Here is a 16,258-nt window from a genome sequence, read left to right as displayed (position 1 = left end):
GACGAAAGCCAGGAAGCATAGGACCTAAGCTGCTTGAGCCTGGCTGTTTTCTCAAGCCGTGCCTGGCGCTCGTCCTCGGCTGGTTGAGCCGGTCTTCTGTTCTTCTGGGCAGGAAATTGCATCCTGGCTCTCCTCGATCACCGAGCCTATGGAGACAGACGCTCAATGGGACCTTGGCCTATTGCCAACACAGGCGCTGACGAGAGTCGCCATCCATCTTGATGATGGCGGACCCTTATCAACAATGCACCCGCGCCACCGCCGGGTGCTCCTGGTCCGGGTTCGCTGCGGCGCATCGGCACTCGGCAACCGGACTCAGATGCAGGGGAATGGAACCAGATCGGCCGTGCGACGTCATAGAAGCAGGTGCTCATACAGGAGTGTGACCTCCATGATCAGGCTCGTTCTTGCCGCGGCCGCCATGCTCGTCATGGCATGCGATGCAACGGCGGCGGCAAAACTGGACGCGGCCACCGTCAACAACGCCCAATTTGACGGCAGCGAAGCGAAAGGCGTCAGTGTGACCGTGCTGAAGGCGCAAATCCTCCTGGATCGTGCACGCTTCTCGCCAGGCCTGATCGACGGCCGCCAAGCAGAGAACTTCACCCGGGCAGTCAGTGCGTTTCAAGCGGCCAACGGATTGCCTGCCGACGGCAAGCTTAGCCGCGAGACATGGGACAAGCTGGTCGCGACCTCCTCGCGCCCCGCGCTTGAGACCTACGAGTTGACGCGCAAGGATGTGCGTGGACCGTTCACCAGGCGAATTCCGGCGCGCATGGAGAGGATGGCCCGCCTGCCCCGGCTCGCCTATCACAATGCCTTGGAAAAGATGGCGGAGCGCTTCCACATCAGCGAGCAGCTGCTTGAACGGCTCAATCCCGGCATCGGCTTCAGGAAGGCGGGGCAAAAGCTGCTGGTGCCAGCTGTCGCCCGAGGTGATCCGCCGCAAGACATTGGGAACGTCGAGGTCGACAAGAGCGCTCGCCAGGTTCGCGTGCTGGACCCTTTCGGCAAAGTGCTTGCGACGTACCCCGCCTCGATCGGGAGCCAGGAGAAGCCCGCGCCGAGTGGCGAGGCAGAGGTCAAACGCGTGGTGCGCCACCCAACCTATCACTACGATCCAGAGTTTGCCTTCAAGGGGGTGAAGACCAAGCGCCCCTTCACGATCGCTGCCGGACCAAACAATCCGGTGGGATCGGTCTGGATCGATTTGTCCATCGATAGTTATGGCATTCACGGGGCGCCGGACCCAGGCAAGATCGGAAAGACCTTCTCGCATGGTTGCATCCGCCTGACCAACTGGGATGCCGAAGACCTCGCCTCCAAAGTGCAAAAAGGCACAAAGGTCGTCTTCAAGGACGAAGCGGCAGGATCGGTCGAACAAGGATCGCAGTAGGTAGGCGCTACCGGCTAACCCGCTTTCGATCGTGGGGCTGGCGTCACCGAAGGCATGGGGCGGCGCCCCCTACCCCAGCCACTTCTCATAGTCGGACACCAGCAGGTGCGCCGGGGCAACGTCTTCGTCGATGTTGGAAAAACGCCCGATCGGTTCGCGGAACACATTGTCGGTGAGATCGTCATTGACGGTCGAGACCTCGCCGATCAGCACGTCCTTGCCCTCGGCCCAGAAGGCATGCCAGACGCCGGGCAGCAGCGTGACGCTCTGGCCCGGGTCGAGCTTCAGGAGCCCACCCGCAGGCAGCCTGTGGATGGTTCCGTCGACCGGCACCGAAACCTCGGCCTTGGGATCGATGCCGCCGTCGCGGTCATGCATGAACAGTTCCAGCACCAGCTTGCCCCCGCCACGGTTGATGATGTCCTCGGCCTTGATGTTGTGGCGGTGCATCGGCGACAGCTGGTCCTTGCGCGAGATCATGATCTTCTCGGCATAAAGCATGCCCATGCCCTTCTTCATGTCCTCGTAGCGGCCGTTGCGAACGGTGAACAGGAACAGGCCGAGTTCCCTGAATTTCTCTTGCCCGTAATCGGTGATGTCCCAGCCAAGCCGCGAGGTGAATACGGCCGACGAGTCGACCTGACGCGCCTTCGCCTCCTGCGGCGACCAATAGGCGAAGGGCGGCATGATGTAGCCGAACGAGCGGATGAAAGCGTCGGCTTCGCGGATGATGTCGTTGATGGCGGAGCGCTTCATGATCATGATCCCTTCGTATCGATTTGTCTGGCAAATCGCATAGCCGAACGTCGATGCGGTGTCGATCCATCTCGCCGTCCTGTCCGGCGTTGCGCTTAGGTGCATGGACCACAGATCCGCTTCGCTGGCCGCGTGACATCACGGATTTTCAGGGCCATAAAACCCGCGGATTCCTCATGGGGTGAAAGATGATGCCGACCGTCCACGATCTCGATACGCCATCCATCCTGATCGACGCCGCGCGCGCGGAAGCCAACATTGCCCGCGCCCAGGCGCATGCCGACAAGAACGGGCTGAAGCTCAGGCCGCATATCAAGACGCACAAATTGCCCTACTGGGCGAAGAAGCAGGTGGCGGCCGGCGCCGTCGGCATCACCTGCCAGAAGATTGGCGAGGCCGAGGTGATGGCGGATGCCGGGCTGACCGATATTTTTCTTCCCTACAACATCCTTGGGCGCGCCAAGCTGGAGCGGCTTCTGGGGCTGCACGGGCGCGTCACCCTGTCGGTGACAGCGGACAGCATGGAGACGCTCGAAGGGCTGGCAACCACCTTCACCGATGCCGGTCATCGCTTGCAGGTGCTGGTCGAATGCGACACCGGCATGGGCCGCTGCGGCGTGCAGTCGGCTGATGAAGCGGTCGCGCTGGCAAGACGGATCGACAGAGCCGGCGGCCTCGCCTTCGGCGGACTGATGACCTACCCGGCCGCCGGGCGGGCAGCGGAGGCCGAAGCCTGGCTCACCGAGGCCAAGCAGGCACTTGCCGCGTCGGGCCTCGCCTGCGAACGCATCTCCAGCGGCGGCACGCCGGATATGTGGCGCTCCAGCGATACATCTGTTGTCACGGAGTATCGTCCAGGCACCTACATCTATCTCGACCGCTATCAAGTCGCCAAAGGCGTCGGCGGCCTCGACGACTGCGCGCTGACGGTGCTGTCGACGGTGGTCAGCCATCCCACAGCGACGCGCGCTATCCTCGATGCCGGCAGCAAGGCGCTGTCCAGCGACACGCTGGGTCTCGCCGATTTCGGCGAGTTGCTCGGCGTGTCGGGAGCGCGGGTGACGGGCCTGAGCGAGGAGCACGGCACCGTCACGTTTTCGGGCGACGGCAAGCTGCGCATCGGCGAGCGCGTGCGTGTCGTGCCCGACCATTGCTGCGTCGTCACAAACCTGTTCAACGAGGTCAATCTGGTCGACGGCGACAAGGTGCTGGAAACGTTGCCGGTGGCGGCGCGCGGAAGGATGGGGTGAGGGTCATCATCAAGGCCAGCGAAACGCCGCAGTATCTTCAGCACGCCGGCGGGACAGCGCCCCCTCTGGCCTGCCGGCCACCTCCCTCAAGTGGGGAGATCAGCAGCTTCAGCGCCCCACTCACTGCTCAGAGATAGACGTTGGCGAAAGCGAAAATTACAGTCGACGCGTGTCAGTTGGCGGACCGCTCGGCCTGCCGTGCCGCAACCCTGCGCATGGCAATCACCCGGCGGCGGCGGATTTCGGTGCGCATCGCCATCAGGTGCAGCGCGAAGAACAGCACGGTAAAGCCGAGCGCCATCACCAGAAGCGGCCATAGCAGGCTGGGGTCGATAGTCGAGCCGCCCATGCGGAACACCGAGGCTGGCTGATGCAGCGTGTTCCACCAGTCGACCGAGAATTTGATGATCGGGATGTTGATGAAGCCGACCAGCGTGATGATGGCGGCGGCCCAGGCGGCGCGGCTTGCGTCGTCGAGTGCGCGGGTCAGCGCGATGATGCCGAGATACATCAGGAACAGCACGAAGACCGAGGTCAGACGCGCATCCCAGACCCACCAGGTGCCCCACATCGGCTTACCCCAGATCGAACCGGTGATCAGCGCCAGCGCGGTGGAGACAGCGCCGATGGGGGCTGCGGATTTCAGCGCGACATCTGCCAGCGGGTGCCGCCAGACAAGCGTGCCCAGCGCCGAGACCGCCATCAGCGTGTAGCACATCATGGCCAGCCAGGCGAAAGGCACGTGGATGTACATGATGCGGACGGTTATGCCCTGCTGGAAATCCTCAGGCGCGGCGAAGCTCATATAGAGCCCGACGGCGAGGATGAGTGTGGCGATCGTGGCCAGCCACGGCACGACCTTGTCCGCCAGCCCGACGAAGCGCGTCGGGTTGGCGAGATCCATCCAGCCGGTCAGGCGTGAAGTCGTGTCGCTCATGCGTTTCTACATAAACCGCCGCGGCGTTCGGGGCAATCGAGCGGTGGTGTCGCAGGTCTTCTTACCCTCCCCCTTGTGGGGAGGGTCGCTGCGAAGCAGCGGGGTGGGGGAGCGGCGATGGCGCCCTTACCCCACCCGGACCTACGGTCCTCCCCACAAGGGGGAGGTAGAAGAAAGAAGCTCAGGCGGCGGCTTCCTGCTGCTGCTGCACGGTGCGGCTGAGGCGGCGGACTTCCTCGTCGTTGAGCAGGCCGCCGGCGCGCAACAGGCTGGCAAAGCGGCCATTGCGCAGCGACAGCTCGGTGAAGCCGCCCATCTCGACCACCCTGCCCTTGTCCATGAACACGACCAGATCGGCGTCGCGAACGGTGGTCAGGCGGTGGGCGATGATGAAGGTCGTGCGGTCGCGGCGCAACTCGTCGATCGCTTCCTTGACGCGGTCCTCGGTCTCGACGTCCAGCGCGCTGGTCGCCTCGTCGAGCACCAGGATCGGTGCGTCCTTCAGCACGGCGCGGGCAATGGCGATGCGCTGACGCTCGCCGCCCGACAGCTGGCCGCCACGTTCGCCAACCACCGTGTCGTAGCCATTGCTCTTGGACAGGATGAAGTCCTGTGCGGCAGCCGCATTGGCGGCGGCATGAATCTCGTCATTGCTTGCATCGGCGCGGCCAACACGGATGTTGTCCTCGATCGAGCGGTTGAGCAGCCCGGCATCCTGGAACACGGTGGCGATCGAATGGCGCACCGACTTGCGGGTCACGGTACGGGTGTCGATGCCGTCGATCAGGATACGGCCATGGGACGGCGAGAAGACACGCTGCAGCAGGTTGATGAGCGTGGTCTTGCCGGCGCCCGTCGGGCCCACAATGGCGACGGTCTGGCCCGCCTGCACCTCGAAGGACACGTCGTCGATGCCTTGGCCGGAATTGGCGAACTCAAAGCCGACATTCTCGAAGCGGACATGGCCGGTGACGTTGGCAAGATCGCGCAAGCCGTCCGGCTCGGCGGCATCAGCCGCGGAGTCCTCGAGGTGGTAGAAATCCTCGAGCTTGGCACGGGCCTCCGAAATCTGGTTGGCGAAAGCCGACATCTGGTCGAGGCGAGCGATCAGCATCGTGGCAAAACCGGTGAAGGCAATGACGTCGCCGACACCCAACTGACCATGAGTGACGAGATAGGAGCCGATCGACAACACGATCAGCATCGAGATTGCCGATGACAGACGGTGCAAGGCATTGGCCAGCGCCCACCAGTCGAGCACGGGGTTCTGCGCGTCGAGCAGGTTCTTGACGTAGCGGCGCAGCGTATCGGCCTCGTGGCCGAGGCGATTGTAGCTCTGCAGCACCGCAACGTTGCTGACCGAGTCGGTCACATGCGCGAACACCTTGTGGTAGTGACGCTCGACCGCAGCCTGGCCCGCCTTGGTGCGGCGCATGACCATCCGGCCGATGCCGACATAAAGCAGCCCGAGGCCAAGCAGCACCAGCGACATGCGCAGGTCCATGCTGATCGCGGTCGGAACCAGCAGCACGAGGGCGACAGCCGTGGACAGATGCTGGCGCATGAATTCGAGCCAAAGGCTGAACAGGGTTTCGACGGCGCGCAGCATCGTGTGCAGCGCATTGGAGGTGCCGTGCTGATGGTGCCAGGCGAGCGGCATGGTGATCACACGCTCGAAGGACTGGCACAGCACTTCGCTGCGCCGAGCATGGGCGAAGCGGTCAGCGCCGCGCGCCACCATGACGAAAGCAACGATGTTGAAGGCGCCGAGACCGGCCCACATGACCAGCGTGGTGAAGACAGAGCCACGCTCGGAGATGGCGCCGATGACGCGACCGAACATAATTGGCTCGAGAAGCGCTACGATGGCGAGAGCCACGTTGGCCGAACAGATCAACGCAACGCGTTTCCTGTCCGCGGCCAGATAACCGAGAGCTCGCCAGTAGATTTGCAGAAGGGTCACCCCAGTTACTCCGCCACGCTGTTTATTGTGCACTGCATCATTTTATTCGTACCGGTTGATACGTCGCAAAACAATGGCCGTGTACCCCTTCAGTTCCCTTAGAGCGAACAAAAGATGGCGACGTTCCGAAATCTGCCGTGATCACCTAACGGTTTGAGAAGACAGGTAAAATGTCAGGCATGCGGCGAAATCATGGCAGTTGGCACGTGCTGCCACAATTTTAATCAGCAACAATGTCGGGCGGATGACTAAGGCCGAAATCGCCTTTTGCGAAGTATAGAGCGAAACAAAGCTGCAGGGCGCCCTTCCAGGTGAAGGGAGGCCAAACTCTCACTGCTCGTGGCGCCCCTGTCGGACGCCTCAAGCCTTTGATTTCATGCACTCCTCGGTGGCATGTCCTTCAATCGGCAGGCGGCAACGCCAGGCGGGACGGCCTCTCATCCCGCCGTGGCGGCAAAAGTCGCGCCCCGGATCCCAGGCCCGAGCGCATAGTTTTTGAGCAACATTGCATTAAGCCGGGATCCGGATGACCACCTCGGCAACTTCGCCGTCCTTCAGTTCGACTGCCGAAACCTTGGTCTTTGTCCCATTCACCTCCAGCGACACGGCCTTGGCCTTATTGTCGCGGATGACGCGAACCCTGAGTTCCGCTCCCAGCATTTTGAGATTTGCCGAGTACCCATTCCAGTGGCTCGGCAGCTTCGGCTTGAACTGGACACGTTTGCCGCGCCGTTCGATGCCCAGAATGCCCTCGACCGCAGCCCTGTAGAGCCAGCCGGCAGAGCCGGTGTACCAGGTCCAACCGCCACGGCCGCCCTTGCCGTTGCCGGCATTGTCGTCGCCGGCATAGATATCGGCCGCCACGACATAGGGCTCGACACGATAGTGCTCGGCCGTGGCCTCGTCGGTCGCATGGTTGACGGGGTTCAGCATCGAGAAACAGCGATAGGCCTCGTCGACCTGTCCCATCTCGGCAAGCGCGATGACGAACCATGTGGCGGCATGGGTGTACTGGCCGCCATTCTCGCGCACACCGGGCGGATAGCTCTTGATGTAACCCGGGTCCTTCTCCGTCTTCGAGAAGGGCGGCGTGAACAGCTTGACGATCTTCAGCTTGTCGTCGACGAGCAGCTTCGTTGCTTGCTCCATCGCGGTCGTCGACCGTGCCGGATCGCCCTCTCCCGAAAGAACGCTCCAGGACTGGGCGATCGAGTCGATCTTGCACTCCTGCGAGTTGCGAGACCCCAAAGGGGTGCCGTCGTCGAAACTGCCGCGCCGGTACCATTCGCCGTCCCATGCGGTGCTCTCAAGCGCCCGCTTCAGAACATCGGCATGCTTTGCCCAGGCCTGTGCTCGCTTGGCGTCGCCCTCGGCCTTGGCGACGGGGGCGAAGTCGCCCAGCGTCTTCAGCAGGAACCAGCCGAGCCAGACGCTCTCGCCCTTGCCCTGCTCGCCAACGCGGTTCATGCCGTCGTTCCAGTCGCCGCCGAGGATCAGCGGCAGGCCCGCGGGGCTGCTGCGCTTGATGGCGAGATCGAGCGCACGCGCGCAATGGTCGTAGAGCGACGCTGTCTTCTTCGAGATTTCCGGGGTGAAGAAGGCATCGTGCTCGCCCTCGCCCAGCGGCTGTCCATCGATGAAGGCCAATTGCTCCTTCAGGATGGTGGCATCGCCGGTGACCAGCAAATAGCGCGCCGTGGCGTGGGCAAGCCAGACCACGTCGTCGGAGATCAACGTACGCACGCCAGCACCCGTGCGCGGCAGCCACCAGTGCTGCACGTCGCCTTCGGGGAACTGCCGCCGCGCCGCGTTGAGGATTTGGTCGCGCGCCAGTTGCGGGTCATGCGCCAGCAGCGCCAGCGTATCCTGCAACTGGTCGCGGAAGCCGAAGGCACCGCTGGCCTGATAGAAGGCGGAGCGGGCACGGATGCGGCAGGCCAGGCTCTGATAGGGCAGCCAGTGATTGACCATGGCGTCGAGCGCCTTGTCAGGCGTCTCGACCTGGATGGTGTCGAGAAAGCCGCGCCATTCGCGCTCATTGTCGGCCAGCCGCTGGTCGAAATCCTCGACCCGGTGCTCTTGCACCAGCGCGCTAGCCTCCTCGGCGGACTCGGCGTCGCCGAGCAGCCAGAGCAGCGTCACGTCGCCGCCAGCCGGAATCTCGACATCGCGGGCAATCGCCGCGCACGGATCGTCACCAGCCTCGACACGGCCAGACAGCGCCGCACCACTCAGCACCGCCTGGGGTAGCTCGCTGGAACCATGCCGGCCCAGGAACTCCGATCGGTCTGTTGTCACCGAATGGACGCCACCGTCGGCCGCGAGGAAAGCAACGCGCTCGCCGAAATCCAGCCCGTAGGGGTTTTGTGCCAGCAGCGCGCCGCTGGCGGCATCCCGCGACGGGACGATGGTTGCCGCCGTGCGCGACCGGTGCCCGCCGAGCACCCATTCGGCATAGGCATAGACACGCAGCCGCGCCGGCACCGAGCCGGAATTCTGGATGCGCAGCCGTGAGATCTTCAGCGGATCGACCGGATCGACGACATGGGTGAGATCCATCGACAATGGTCCGCGCTTCGAGCGGAAGGTCGAGAAACCCTGGCCATGCCAGGCCTCGTAGGTCATCGAGGGATCGCGCACCATGGCGGCGAGCGGCGAGAATGCCTTGCCGCTCGCCTGATCGTAGATATAGAAGCCCTCGCCCGGCCGGTTCGAGACCGGATCATTCGACCACGGCGTCAACTGGTAGTCGCGGCTGTTTCGGCTCCAGGTGAAGGCGGCGCCCTCGGCCGAGGTATGGAAGCCGAACGAGGCGTTGGAGACGACGTTGATCCACGGCTGCGGCGTCGTGCGCCGGCCGGCCAGGCGCACGACATAGTGCCGCCCGTCGCCGTCGAAACCGCCAAAGCCGTTCCACTGGCTGAGCCCGCTGCCATCGGCGCTGACATTTGCCACCGCCTGCGAGGCAGGAGCATGCGTCGTGGGTGTCGGCGACGGCAATTCACGCGGAATCGGCAATGCTGCCAGAGCGTCCCGCGCCTGCAGAGCCGCCGCCTCGGCGCGCTCGATCTGGTCGAAGATGGTGCCATTGCGCGTGTGCAGGACCACCCGGGCGACAGCGAGCAGCGTCTTGTAGGTGGTCTCGTCCATGAGGTCGCGGCGCACCGCGAAAATGTGCTGGCGCGGTCCGAGCTCCTTGCCGCGCAGGCGGCTGTTTTCGCACAGCGTCTCGACCGCCCGTTGCAGGTCCTGGACATAGGAGGACGCCTGCTCGTTGACGACGACGAAGTCGATCATCATGCCGCGGGTGCGCATATATTCCTGGAAACGCAGCGCCTGGGCAACGATTTCGAGATCGGCGACATCGCCGATCCTGACCAGGAAGATCGGGAAATCGCCGGAAATGCTTGTCGGCCACAGGCTCGACTGCTTGCCCAGCCCCGTGGCGATGGATTCAGCGGGAAGACGCAGGAACGGATCCGGATAGATCAGGTAGCGCGCCAGCTTCTGCACATTGGCGGCATCGGTCAGGCTGAGGCCCATATGGCGGGTCTGCACCTGGCTGCGCGTCCAGGCAAGCATGGCCTGGCGGGCAAAGCTCTCCGGATGGTCGAGGCGGGCGATGGCTTCGTCCAGCTCGGTGCGGCCAGCGCCGACGACGGTCCAGAAGGTCAGCGATATCTTCTTGTTGGCCGGCACGCGCACCTGGCGGCGGAGCGACGCGACGGGATCGAGCGTAAAGCCTGAATGGCCGCCCAGCCTGGCGCCCGGGTCGAAAGCGGCTGCGTCGACGATGGTACGGCCACGGCCGATGAAGGCGCGCCTGTCGGTCTCGGCCTCGGCATCGCGCGCCGATCCGGACGGATCGGTGACGAAATGCACCATGGCGATATCGGGCTCGCTGGTCTCGCGCTTGCGCCGCGTGGCGAAGATCGCCGCGTTGTTCGCAGAGATTTCGGTTTCCACGAACATCTTCGAGAAGGCCGGATGCGCGTTGTCGGACGCCTCCAGGCCGAGCACCAGTTCGGCAAAGGAGGTCACTTCGATGTGACGGTCGGACGGACCGTCATTGTAGAGCGTGACCCGACGGCCCTCGCCATTGCCTTCCGAGATGACGATGCATTCGACCTCGGAGCGCAACGTGCCCACCGATTTGACGAAGCTCGCCTTGTCGTCGGAGAACAAGGTCTGCGCCTTTTCCTCGGCGGCGCGCTTCGGTTCGGCTGTAGCCGACCACCAGTCACCTGAGCCTGCGTCACGCAGGAAGATGTAGGAGCCGAGCCGGTCCTCGGTCGGATCCGGTTGCCAGCGTGTGACGGAGAGATCGCCCCAGCGGCTGTAGCCCGAGCCGGTCGCGGTGACCATCACCGAATAGCGGCCGTTCGACATGACGTTGGTCGACCGCAGCGACTGCAGCGGATTGAGCACGATGCGGGTGTCGGGGCTGTCGACTTCGGTCTCGTCCTTGGAGCGTTCGTCGGCCTCGGTCCTGACGGTCGCGGTCGGGATGTCGCGCGGCGCCCTCTCCTGCAGCAAGAGTTCGGCCGATTCGATGACCGGGTCGCTGTGAAAGCGGTCGCGCATGCGACCTTCGAAGATGGCGTCGGCAACCGCCGCGATCGACATGCCCGAATGGTGGGCCATGTAGTTCTGGACGACGACGTGATCCGTGCCTTCCGGCACGCGCTGCGGCGTGAAGTCGACGGCATCGTAGTAACCGTGGCGGCCGAGCGCCCCGATCTCCCGCAATCGGGCGAGATTCAGCACGGCTTCACGCGGGTTGAACTGGGCCGCGAGTATGGTGGCGTAAGGCGCGATCACCGTGTTCTGGCCAAGGCCGCGCTTCAGCCCGAGACCTGGAACGCCGAAATTTGTGTATTGGTAGGTCAGTTCGCGGTCGCGCGCATTGTAGGCGGCCTCCGAAATGCCCCACGGCACGTTCTTCTGGCGGCCGTACTGGATCTGGCGCTTGATGATCAGCTTGCTGGTCTGGTTGAGGATCGAGCCCTGCGGCTCCTTCATCACCAGCGGCGGCATCAGGTATTCGAACATCGAGCCGGACCAGGACATCAGGGCGCCCTGGAAACCGATTTCGACGATCGGCCGGCCAAGCCGGAACCAGTGCTCCGTCGGCAGGTCGCCCTTGGCGATGGCGAACAGGCTGGTCAGCCGCGCCTCGGAGGCCAGAAGGTCGTAGCAGCTTTCGTCGAGCTGATGTTCCTCGACCCGGTAGCCGATCGACAACAGCTTGCGCTCCGGTCGCATCAGGAAGGAGAAATCCATCTCGAAGGCGTAGCGGCGCGTGCGCTCGCGCAAGGTGAGCAGCTTGGCACGCAGCGCCTCGACGGCATTGTCGTCGCTGTGCGCGTCATGGACGTGCGCTTCGCAGGTGGCTTCCAGCCTTGCCGCCCAGTCGACAATGACGTCGCTCTGGGGCGACACGGCCTCGGTATGGATGGCGGTGGCCAATTTGCGGATCTCGCCGGCCAGCACAGCCAGGTTGATGGTGCGGATCGACGCCATTTCGGGCTGCGCCTTGATGGTGTCGACAGCGCGCCGCATGCCGTCGAGACGGTCCGCGAGACGCTGGCGCAGCGGGCGCAACTGACGGCGGTCGTCGGGCAAATCATCGAGGCTTTCGCTGAGGATGGTGACCGTGTCGAGAATGCCTTCGAAATCGCCCTGGAGATGGACGGAGGGCGCTTCGGCCCATTCGGCGCAGGCCGCCGCCACCGCCACCAGATGGCCAGCGAGATTGCCGCTGTCGACAGCCGAGATGTAAAGCGGATAGAGCGGCTTCAGTGTCGTCGTGTCGTACCAGTTGAAGAGGTGACCGCGCTCACGCGGCATGCCCTCGATCGTCGCCATGGTGGCGTCGATGCGGGTGATGGCGTCGGACAGGCTGATCCAGCCGAAGTCGCGGGCGGAGACGACGGACAGCAGGTAGACGCCGATATTGGTCGGCGAGGTGCGTGGCGCCACCACCGGCGCCGGGCTTTCCTGGAAATTATCGGGCGGCAGATGGTGGTGTTCTGCCGTCACGAAGCTTTCGAAATAGTGCCACGTGCGCCGCGCCACCGTGCGCAGCGTGTGGATGTCGGCCTGCGATATGCGCAGCCGATCCTCGGTTTCAGCCGAACGGCTGATCCAGCTGGCGATGGCCGGCGAGCCAATCCAGAACAGGGCGAAGAAGAAGGCGACGAAGGCGCCGGTCGAATCGGCCAGCACCGGAATGGCAAGGCCGACGAAGCCGATGATCACGGCGCCATACATCATGCCGTAATAGGAACCGACATCGTTGTCGCCCGCCTTGTGCGCCTGCGAGGCGGTGCGCCATTCCAAAAGGTTCTGGCGGCTGACGAAGAGCCGGTAGATCGTGCGCACGATGGCATCGCCCATCATCCAGGCGTTGTGCGCCATCAGCACGATCTTCAGCGCCACCATGGCGGTGCCGAAGGCGACGTCGCGTGCCAGGGCCGAGAAATGACCGCGCGGCGTCTGGTCGCCGCTCTTGGGCAGGATGGCGTTGACGATGTCGAATGTCGGCGCCATGAACAGGCTGAGGATCAGCAGGGCCTGCCATTGCGCGGCCTGCGTGAAGGGCAGCAGCGTCCAGCCGGCGATCGCCGCCATCACCCAGAAGATCGGCGTCAATGAGCGGCGCAGATTGTCGATCATCTTCCAGCGCGACAGCGCCGGCACGCCGGAGCGCGGATCGAGCATGAAGCCGAGCAGCTGCCAGTCGCCGCGCGCCCAGCGATGGTGGCGCGAGGCGTCGACCGAGTATCGGGTCGGATAGTCCTCGACCAGTTCGACGTCGGTGACCAGCGCCGCGCGCGCCAGCGCGCCTTCCAGCAGATCGTGGCTGAGGATGGTGTTTTCCTCGATGCGGCCCTGCAGCGCGGCCTCGAAGGCGTCGACATGATAGAGGCCCTTGCCGGTGAAGGACCCGTCGCCGAAGACGTCCTGATAGAGATCGGACACGGCAAAGACATAAGGGTCGAGGCCGCGATTGGCCGAAAACACCCGCTGGAAGAACGACGCATCGTCGCCCGATGTCAGCGACGCGGTGATGCGCGGCTGCAGGATCGCGTAGCCGGCGGTGACGACGCGCTTGCTGGCATCGAAATGCGGCCGGTTGAGCGGGTGGCAGAGCTTGCCTACGAGGGTGGCGACTGCGTCACGGGTGGTGCGCGTGTCGGCATCGAGCGTCATCACATGGACGACGTTCTCCGGCAGCGGCACGTCGAGCGGCAGGAACGTGGTGTCGCTGTCGCCGCGCAGCAGAAGATCGAGCTCGTGCAGCTTGCCGCGCTTGCGCTCCCAGCCCATCCAGGCCCCTTGCGCCGCGTTGAAGAGCCGGCGCCGGTGCAGGATGTAGAAACGCGGCGCGCCTTCGGAGGGATAGCGGGCGTTGAGACGGGCGATTTCGGTACGGGCGAATTCGAGGATTTCGGTGTCCGCCGCATCGATCTCGGTCTTCGAGTCTGGCCAGTCCGACAGCAGCGCGAAATGGATTTCATCGGCCGTGTTGGCGAGATGATGCACCTCGATGTTGCGGATGTTTTCCTCGACATCGTCGCGCGAGCCGATCAGCGACGGCACCACCACCAACGTGCGCGCCTCGGGCGGCACGCCGTGTCGGTAATCGTAGCCGACGAGGCGCGTCGGTTTCAGGAACAGCGATACGACCGTGTTGAAGAAGGCGAGCGCGCCCTCGCTGGCCGGCACGGCAAAAAGCGCCAGCATGAGGACGATCGAGGGCACCGACAGGCCAAGATTGGCAAGCGCGTTGCCGGACAGAACGAGAAGCAGCGCCGTCAGCGCAAACACGGGCACGACGATGCCGAGCCAGCCGGTCTTGCGGAAGGCACGCTTGACTGTCTGGCTGATGGTGGGCCGATAGCCGATCGCCTTCTCCAGCTCCAGCCGGCGTGGGCCGACGAGAAAGAAGCCGACATCGGTGTGGGCGGACCCGGTTAAAACGGCGTCGCCGTCACCATCGCTGGCGGCGTGGCCGGCCAACTCGATGGCCATCTCGGCAACGCGATATTCCGAAAGGTTCGAGCGGCGCGCCAATTCCTCGATCGCGGTCCGGTACTGATCGCGCGAGAAGAAGTCGAGCGCGGCGAAATCGGTGCGCTCGCGCAGCACGGTGTCGATGCGGCTGACGCCTTCGAACCACACCGTCCAGTCGACGTCGTTGATGAGGCGCAGGCCGCGGATGATGTTGCCCGTCGTCACATTGCCGCTGGACAGCGTGTGATGTTCGGAAATGATGATTTCCTCGGCATCGGAGCCGGTCTTTTCGAGCTCGCCTTCCAGCCATTCCAGAGCCTTGCCGGCATTCTGCGATCCATCGCGCAAGCGATAGAGCAGCTGGGTGGCGAAGGTGGTGTCCTGCGCGTGGGCGCTGAAGTTGGACAGGATCGACTGCCGGTCGGCGCTGTCGTCGGTGGCCAGGACCTTGTCGGCCACATCGTTGGCGATCTGGCGCATCTGGCGGGTGCGATTGACCCTGACGGCCAGCCGGCGGAGATTTTCGATCAGGACGAAGCGCAACAGCGAAGGCAGCGCCCAGAGTTCGCCGATCTTCAGCGGCTCGACCGACTGGAAACCCTGGACGATGGACTTGAACATCGTCGCCGAAACGGAACTGTCCGAATGCGCCACATAGGTCCAGGCCAGCGCCAGCGCGCGCGGCACAGTGCCGTTGTCAGGCAGTTTCAGCGTCGGCAACTGACGATAGAACCGGCGCGGCAGGTCGCGCTTAACCTGGAAAATGGTCTCTTCGACCAGGTAATTGTTGTCGAGCAGCCATTGTGCCGCCGGCGTGATCGTCTCGCCCCTCGCCTGCGCAGCATTGGTCGACCGGTAGACTTCCAGGATCTTCTTGGCGCTATCCCGGATACGGGCCTGAAAATCAAAGGGCGTCAGGCCGAACAGGTCCGTGAGGTCGCCTTTTGCCAGGCTTTCGCCAAGCAGCCGAAGGCGCTCTTCGGGCAGGTAATTGGAACGGATCGGCTCTTCGGTAATGGCCGGGAAGCTTGCGCTTGTCTTCTCGATTTGGGCAGGATTGGTCTGAATATTCATTGAAAATTCCGTAAGCGGGCACTGAGCGGCGTCACCGCCACGGCAATGGCCCTAAAACCGGTTCAAATGCAATTGGTTGCATAAACCCCACTTGCCGAAAGTTTGTTTCCGCACCGCGACAGGGCGTCATCTCTCAGCAAGACTCAAAGACAAGCACCCTACTTCCCACCAAGCCAGATCGGCGGAGAGGATTCAGGCTTTTTCGTGATGCCACCAGCAGCTTACGCTATATTTCGCCGGTACCGCGATCATGTTTGGAAACAAGCGTTAATCCTTGCCGGCGATGGCGCAGATCCGGATCACGAACAGCGTTGCCTCATGGGCGGGCTGGACAAGCAGGCCGGTGCTGACCGGACCGGACCGCAGCGTGTCGAGCGGCCCGAGGCGAACCGGTTCAGCGGCGGGCACGCTGACGTCGCCGTTCAAGCACAGGATCAGCGTTGTGCCGGCTTCAGTCCGGATTTCCACGGGGGCCGAAATCACCAGGCGTTCGACCGAATGCGTCATCCGGCTTCGGCGGGTCATGACATTGAGATCAGTGATCGGTCCGCCGATCAGCGCGGCCGAGGTCCGCACGTCGGCAGGGAAAGAAAACAGGGCAGTCGTCCTGTTTATGGATGTCGGCGGGTGGCCGGCAATCTCGAGGACGATGCCCTCGCCTTCGAGCACGGCAAGGGTGCGATCGATCCCGGCAAATTGCGAGAAAGGACCGCTCAATTCGACGCGCGCCATCGAGACGCGCCAGTCGAAATCGTCGAGCCCGGCACCAGTGGGCGAGACGGCGATTTCCGTCGTCACGCCGCCGCCGTTCTTCCACGGCATCGACCGGTATTCGGCTGCCCGCAGAACACGCATCGGCTCAA

General features: G+C 63.8%; 7 protein-coding genes. 2 read left to right on the top strand and 5 right to left on the bottom strand.

Annotation, left to right across the window (positions count from 1 at the left end; genetic code table 11):
• Positions 1-244 precede the first annotated feature (244 nt).
• Positions 245-1,396 (top strand): L,D-transpeptidase family protein, encoded by a 1,152-nt coding sequence (locus tag NKJ00_RS11235; RefSeq protein WP_352629754.1) that lies wholly within the window; start codon positions 245-247, stop codon positions 1,394-1,396.
• A 69-nt stretch (positions 1,397-1,465) separates the two neighbouring features.
• On the opposite strand, the gene NKJ00_RS11230 is transcribed toward NKJ00_RS11235, so the two are convergent.
• The gene (locus tag NKJ00_RS11230) at positions 1,466-2,152 is read right to left on the bottom strand and encodes a D-lyxose/D-mannose family sugar isomerase (RefSeq protein ID WP_352629752.1); all 687 of its coding nucleotides are present in this window, start codon (positions 2,150-2,152) and stop codon (positions 1,466-1,468) included.
• A gap of 191 nt (positions 2,153-2,343) precedes the next feature.
• Between NKJ00_RS11230 and NKJ00_RS11225 the strand changes: the two genes are divergently transcribed.
• Positions 2,344-3,402 (top strand): D-TA family PLP-dependent enzyme, encoded by a 1,059-nt coding sequence (locus NKJ00_RS11225; RefSeq protein ID WP_352554005.1) that lies wholly within the window; start codon positions 2,344-2,346, stop codon positions 3,400-3,402.
• A 172-nt stretch (positions 3,403-3,574) separates the two neighbouring features.
• Here the strand turns inward: NKJ00_RS11225 and NKJ00_RS11220 are convergent, their stop codons facing one another.
• The 4 genes from NKJ00_RS11220 to NKJ00_RS11205 all read right to left on the bottom strand — a co-directional run bounded on the left by NKJ00_RS11220 (position 3,575) and on the right by NKJ00_RS11205 (position 16,250).
• On the bottom strand, positions 3,575-4,339 hold the full coding sequence (locus NKJ00_RS11220) for a heme ABC transporter permease (RefSeq protein WP_352629749.1): 765 nt from the start codon (positions 4,337-4,339) through the stop codon (positions 3,575-3,577).
• Positions 4,340-4,520: 181 nt separating this feature from the next.
• On the bottom strand, positions 4,521-6,302 hold the full coding sequence (locus tag NKJ00_RS11215; protein ID WP_023810179.1) for a glucan ABC transporter ATP-binding protein/ permease: 1,782 nt from the start codon (positions 6,300-6,302) through the stop codon (positions 4,521-4,523).
• A 510-nt stretch (positions 6,303-6,812) separates the two neighbouring features.
• Complete coding sequence (locus NKJ00_RS11210; RefSeq protein WP_352629746.1) at positions 6,813-15,395, bottom strand: glycoside hydrolase family 94 protein; 8,583 nt, start codon at positions 15,393-15,395, stop codon at positions 6,813-6,815.
• A gap of 267 nt (positions 15,396-15,662) precedes the next feature.
• A complete protein-coding gene (locus NKJ00_RS11205) occupies positions 15,663-16,250 on the bottom strand; it encodes a HutD/Ves family protein (protein ID WP_352611673.1) in 588 nt (195 codons plus the stop codon).
• Positions 16,251-16,258: the final 8 nt, after the last annotated feature.

The organism is Mesorhizobium sp. M0227, assembly GCF_040321855.1.
Taxonomy (GTDB): Bacteria; Pseudomonadota; Alphaproteobacteria; order Rhizobiales; family Rhizobiaceae; genus Mesorhizobium.
This window is presented reverse-complemented; position numbering and strand designations above follow the sequence as displayed.

Bases quoted from the DNA above. Each gene is read 5' to 3' on its own strand.
- NKJ00_RS11235 (WP_352629754.1), top strand. From the start codon at position 245: ATGCACCCGCGCCACCGCCGGGTGCTCCTGGTCCGGGTTCGCTGCGGC.
- NKJ00_RS11230 (WP_352629752.1), bottom strand. From the start codon at position 2,152: ATGAAGCGCTCCGCCATCAACGACATCATCCGCGAAGCCGACGCTTTC.
- NKJ00_RS11225 (WP_352554005.1), top strand. From the start codon at position 2,344: ATGCCGACCGTCCACGATCTCGATACGCCATCCATCCTGATCGACGCC.
- NKJ00_RS11220 (WP_352629749.1), bottom strand. From the start codon at position 4,339: ATGAGCGACACGACTTCACGCCTGACCGGCTGGATGGATCTCGCCAAC.
- NKJ00_RS11210 (WP_352629746.1), bottom strand. From the start codon at position 15,395: ATGAATATTCAGACCAATCCTGCCCAAATCGAGAAGACAAGCGCAAGC.
- NKJ00_RS11205 (WP_352611673.1), bottom strand. From the start codon at position 16,250: ATGCGTGTTCTGCGGGCAGCCGAATACCGGTCGATGCCGTGGAAGAAC.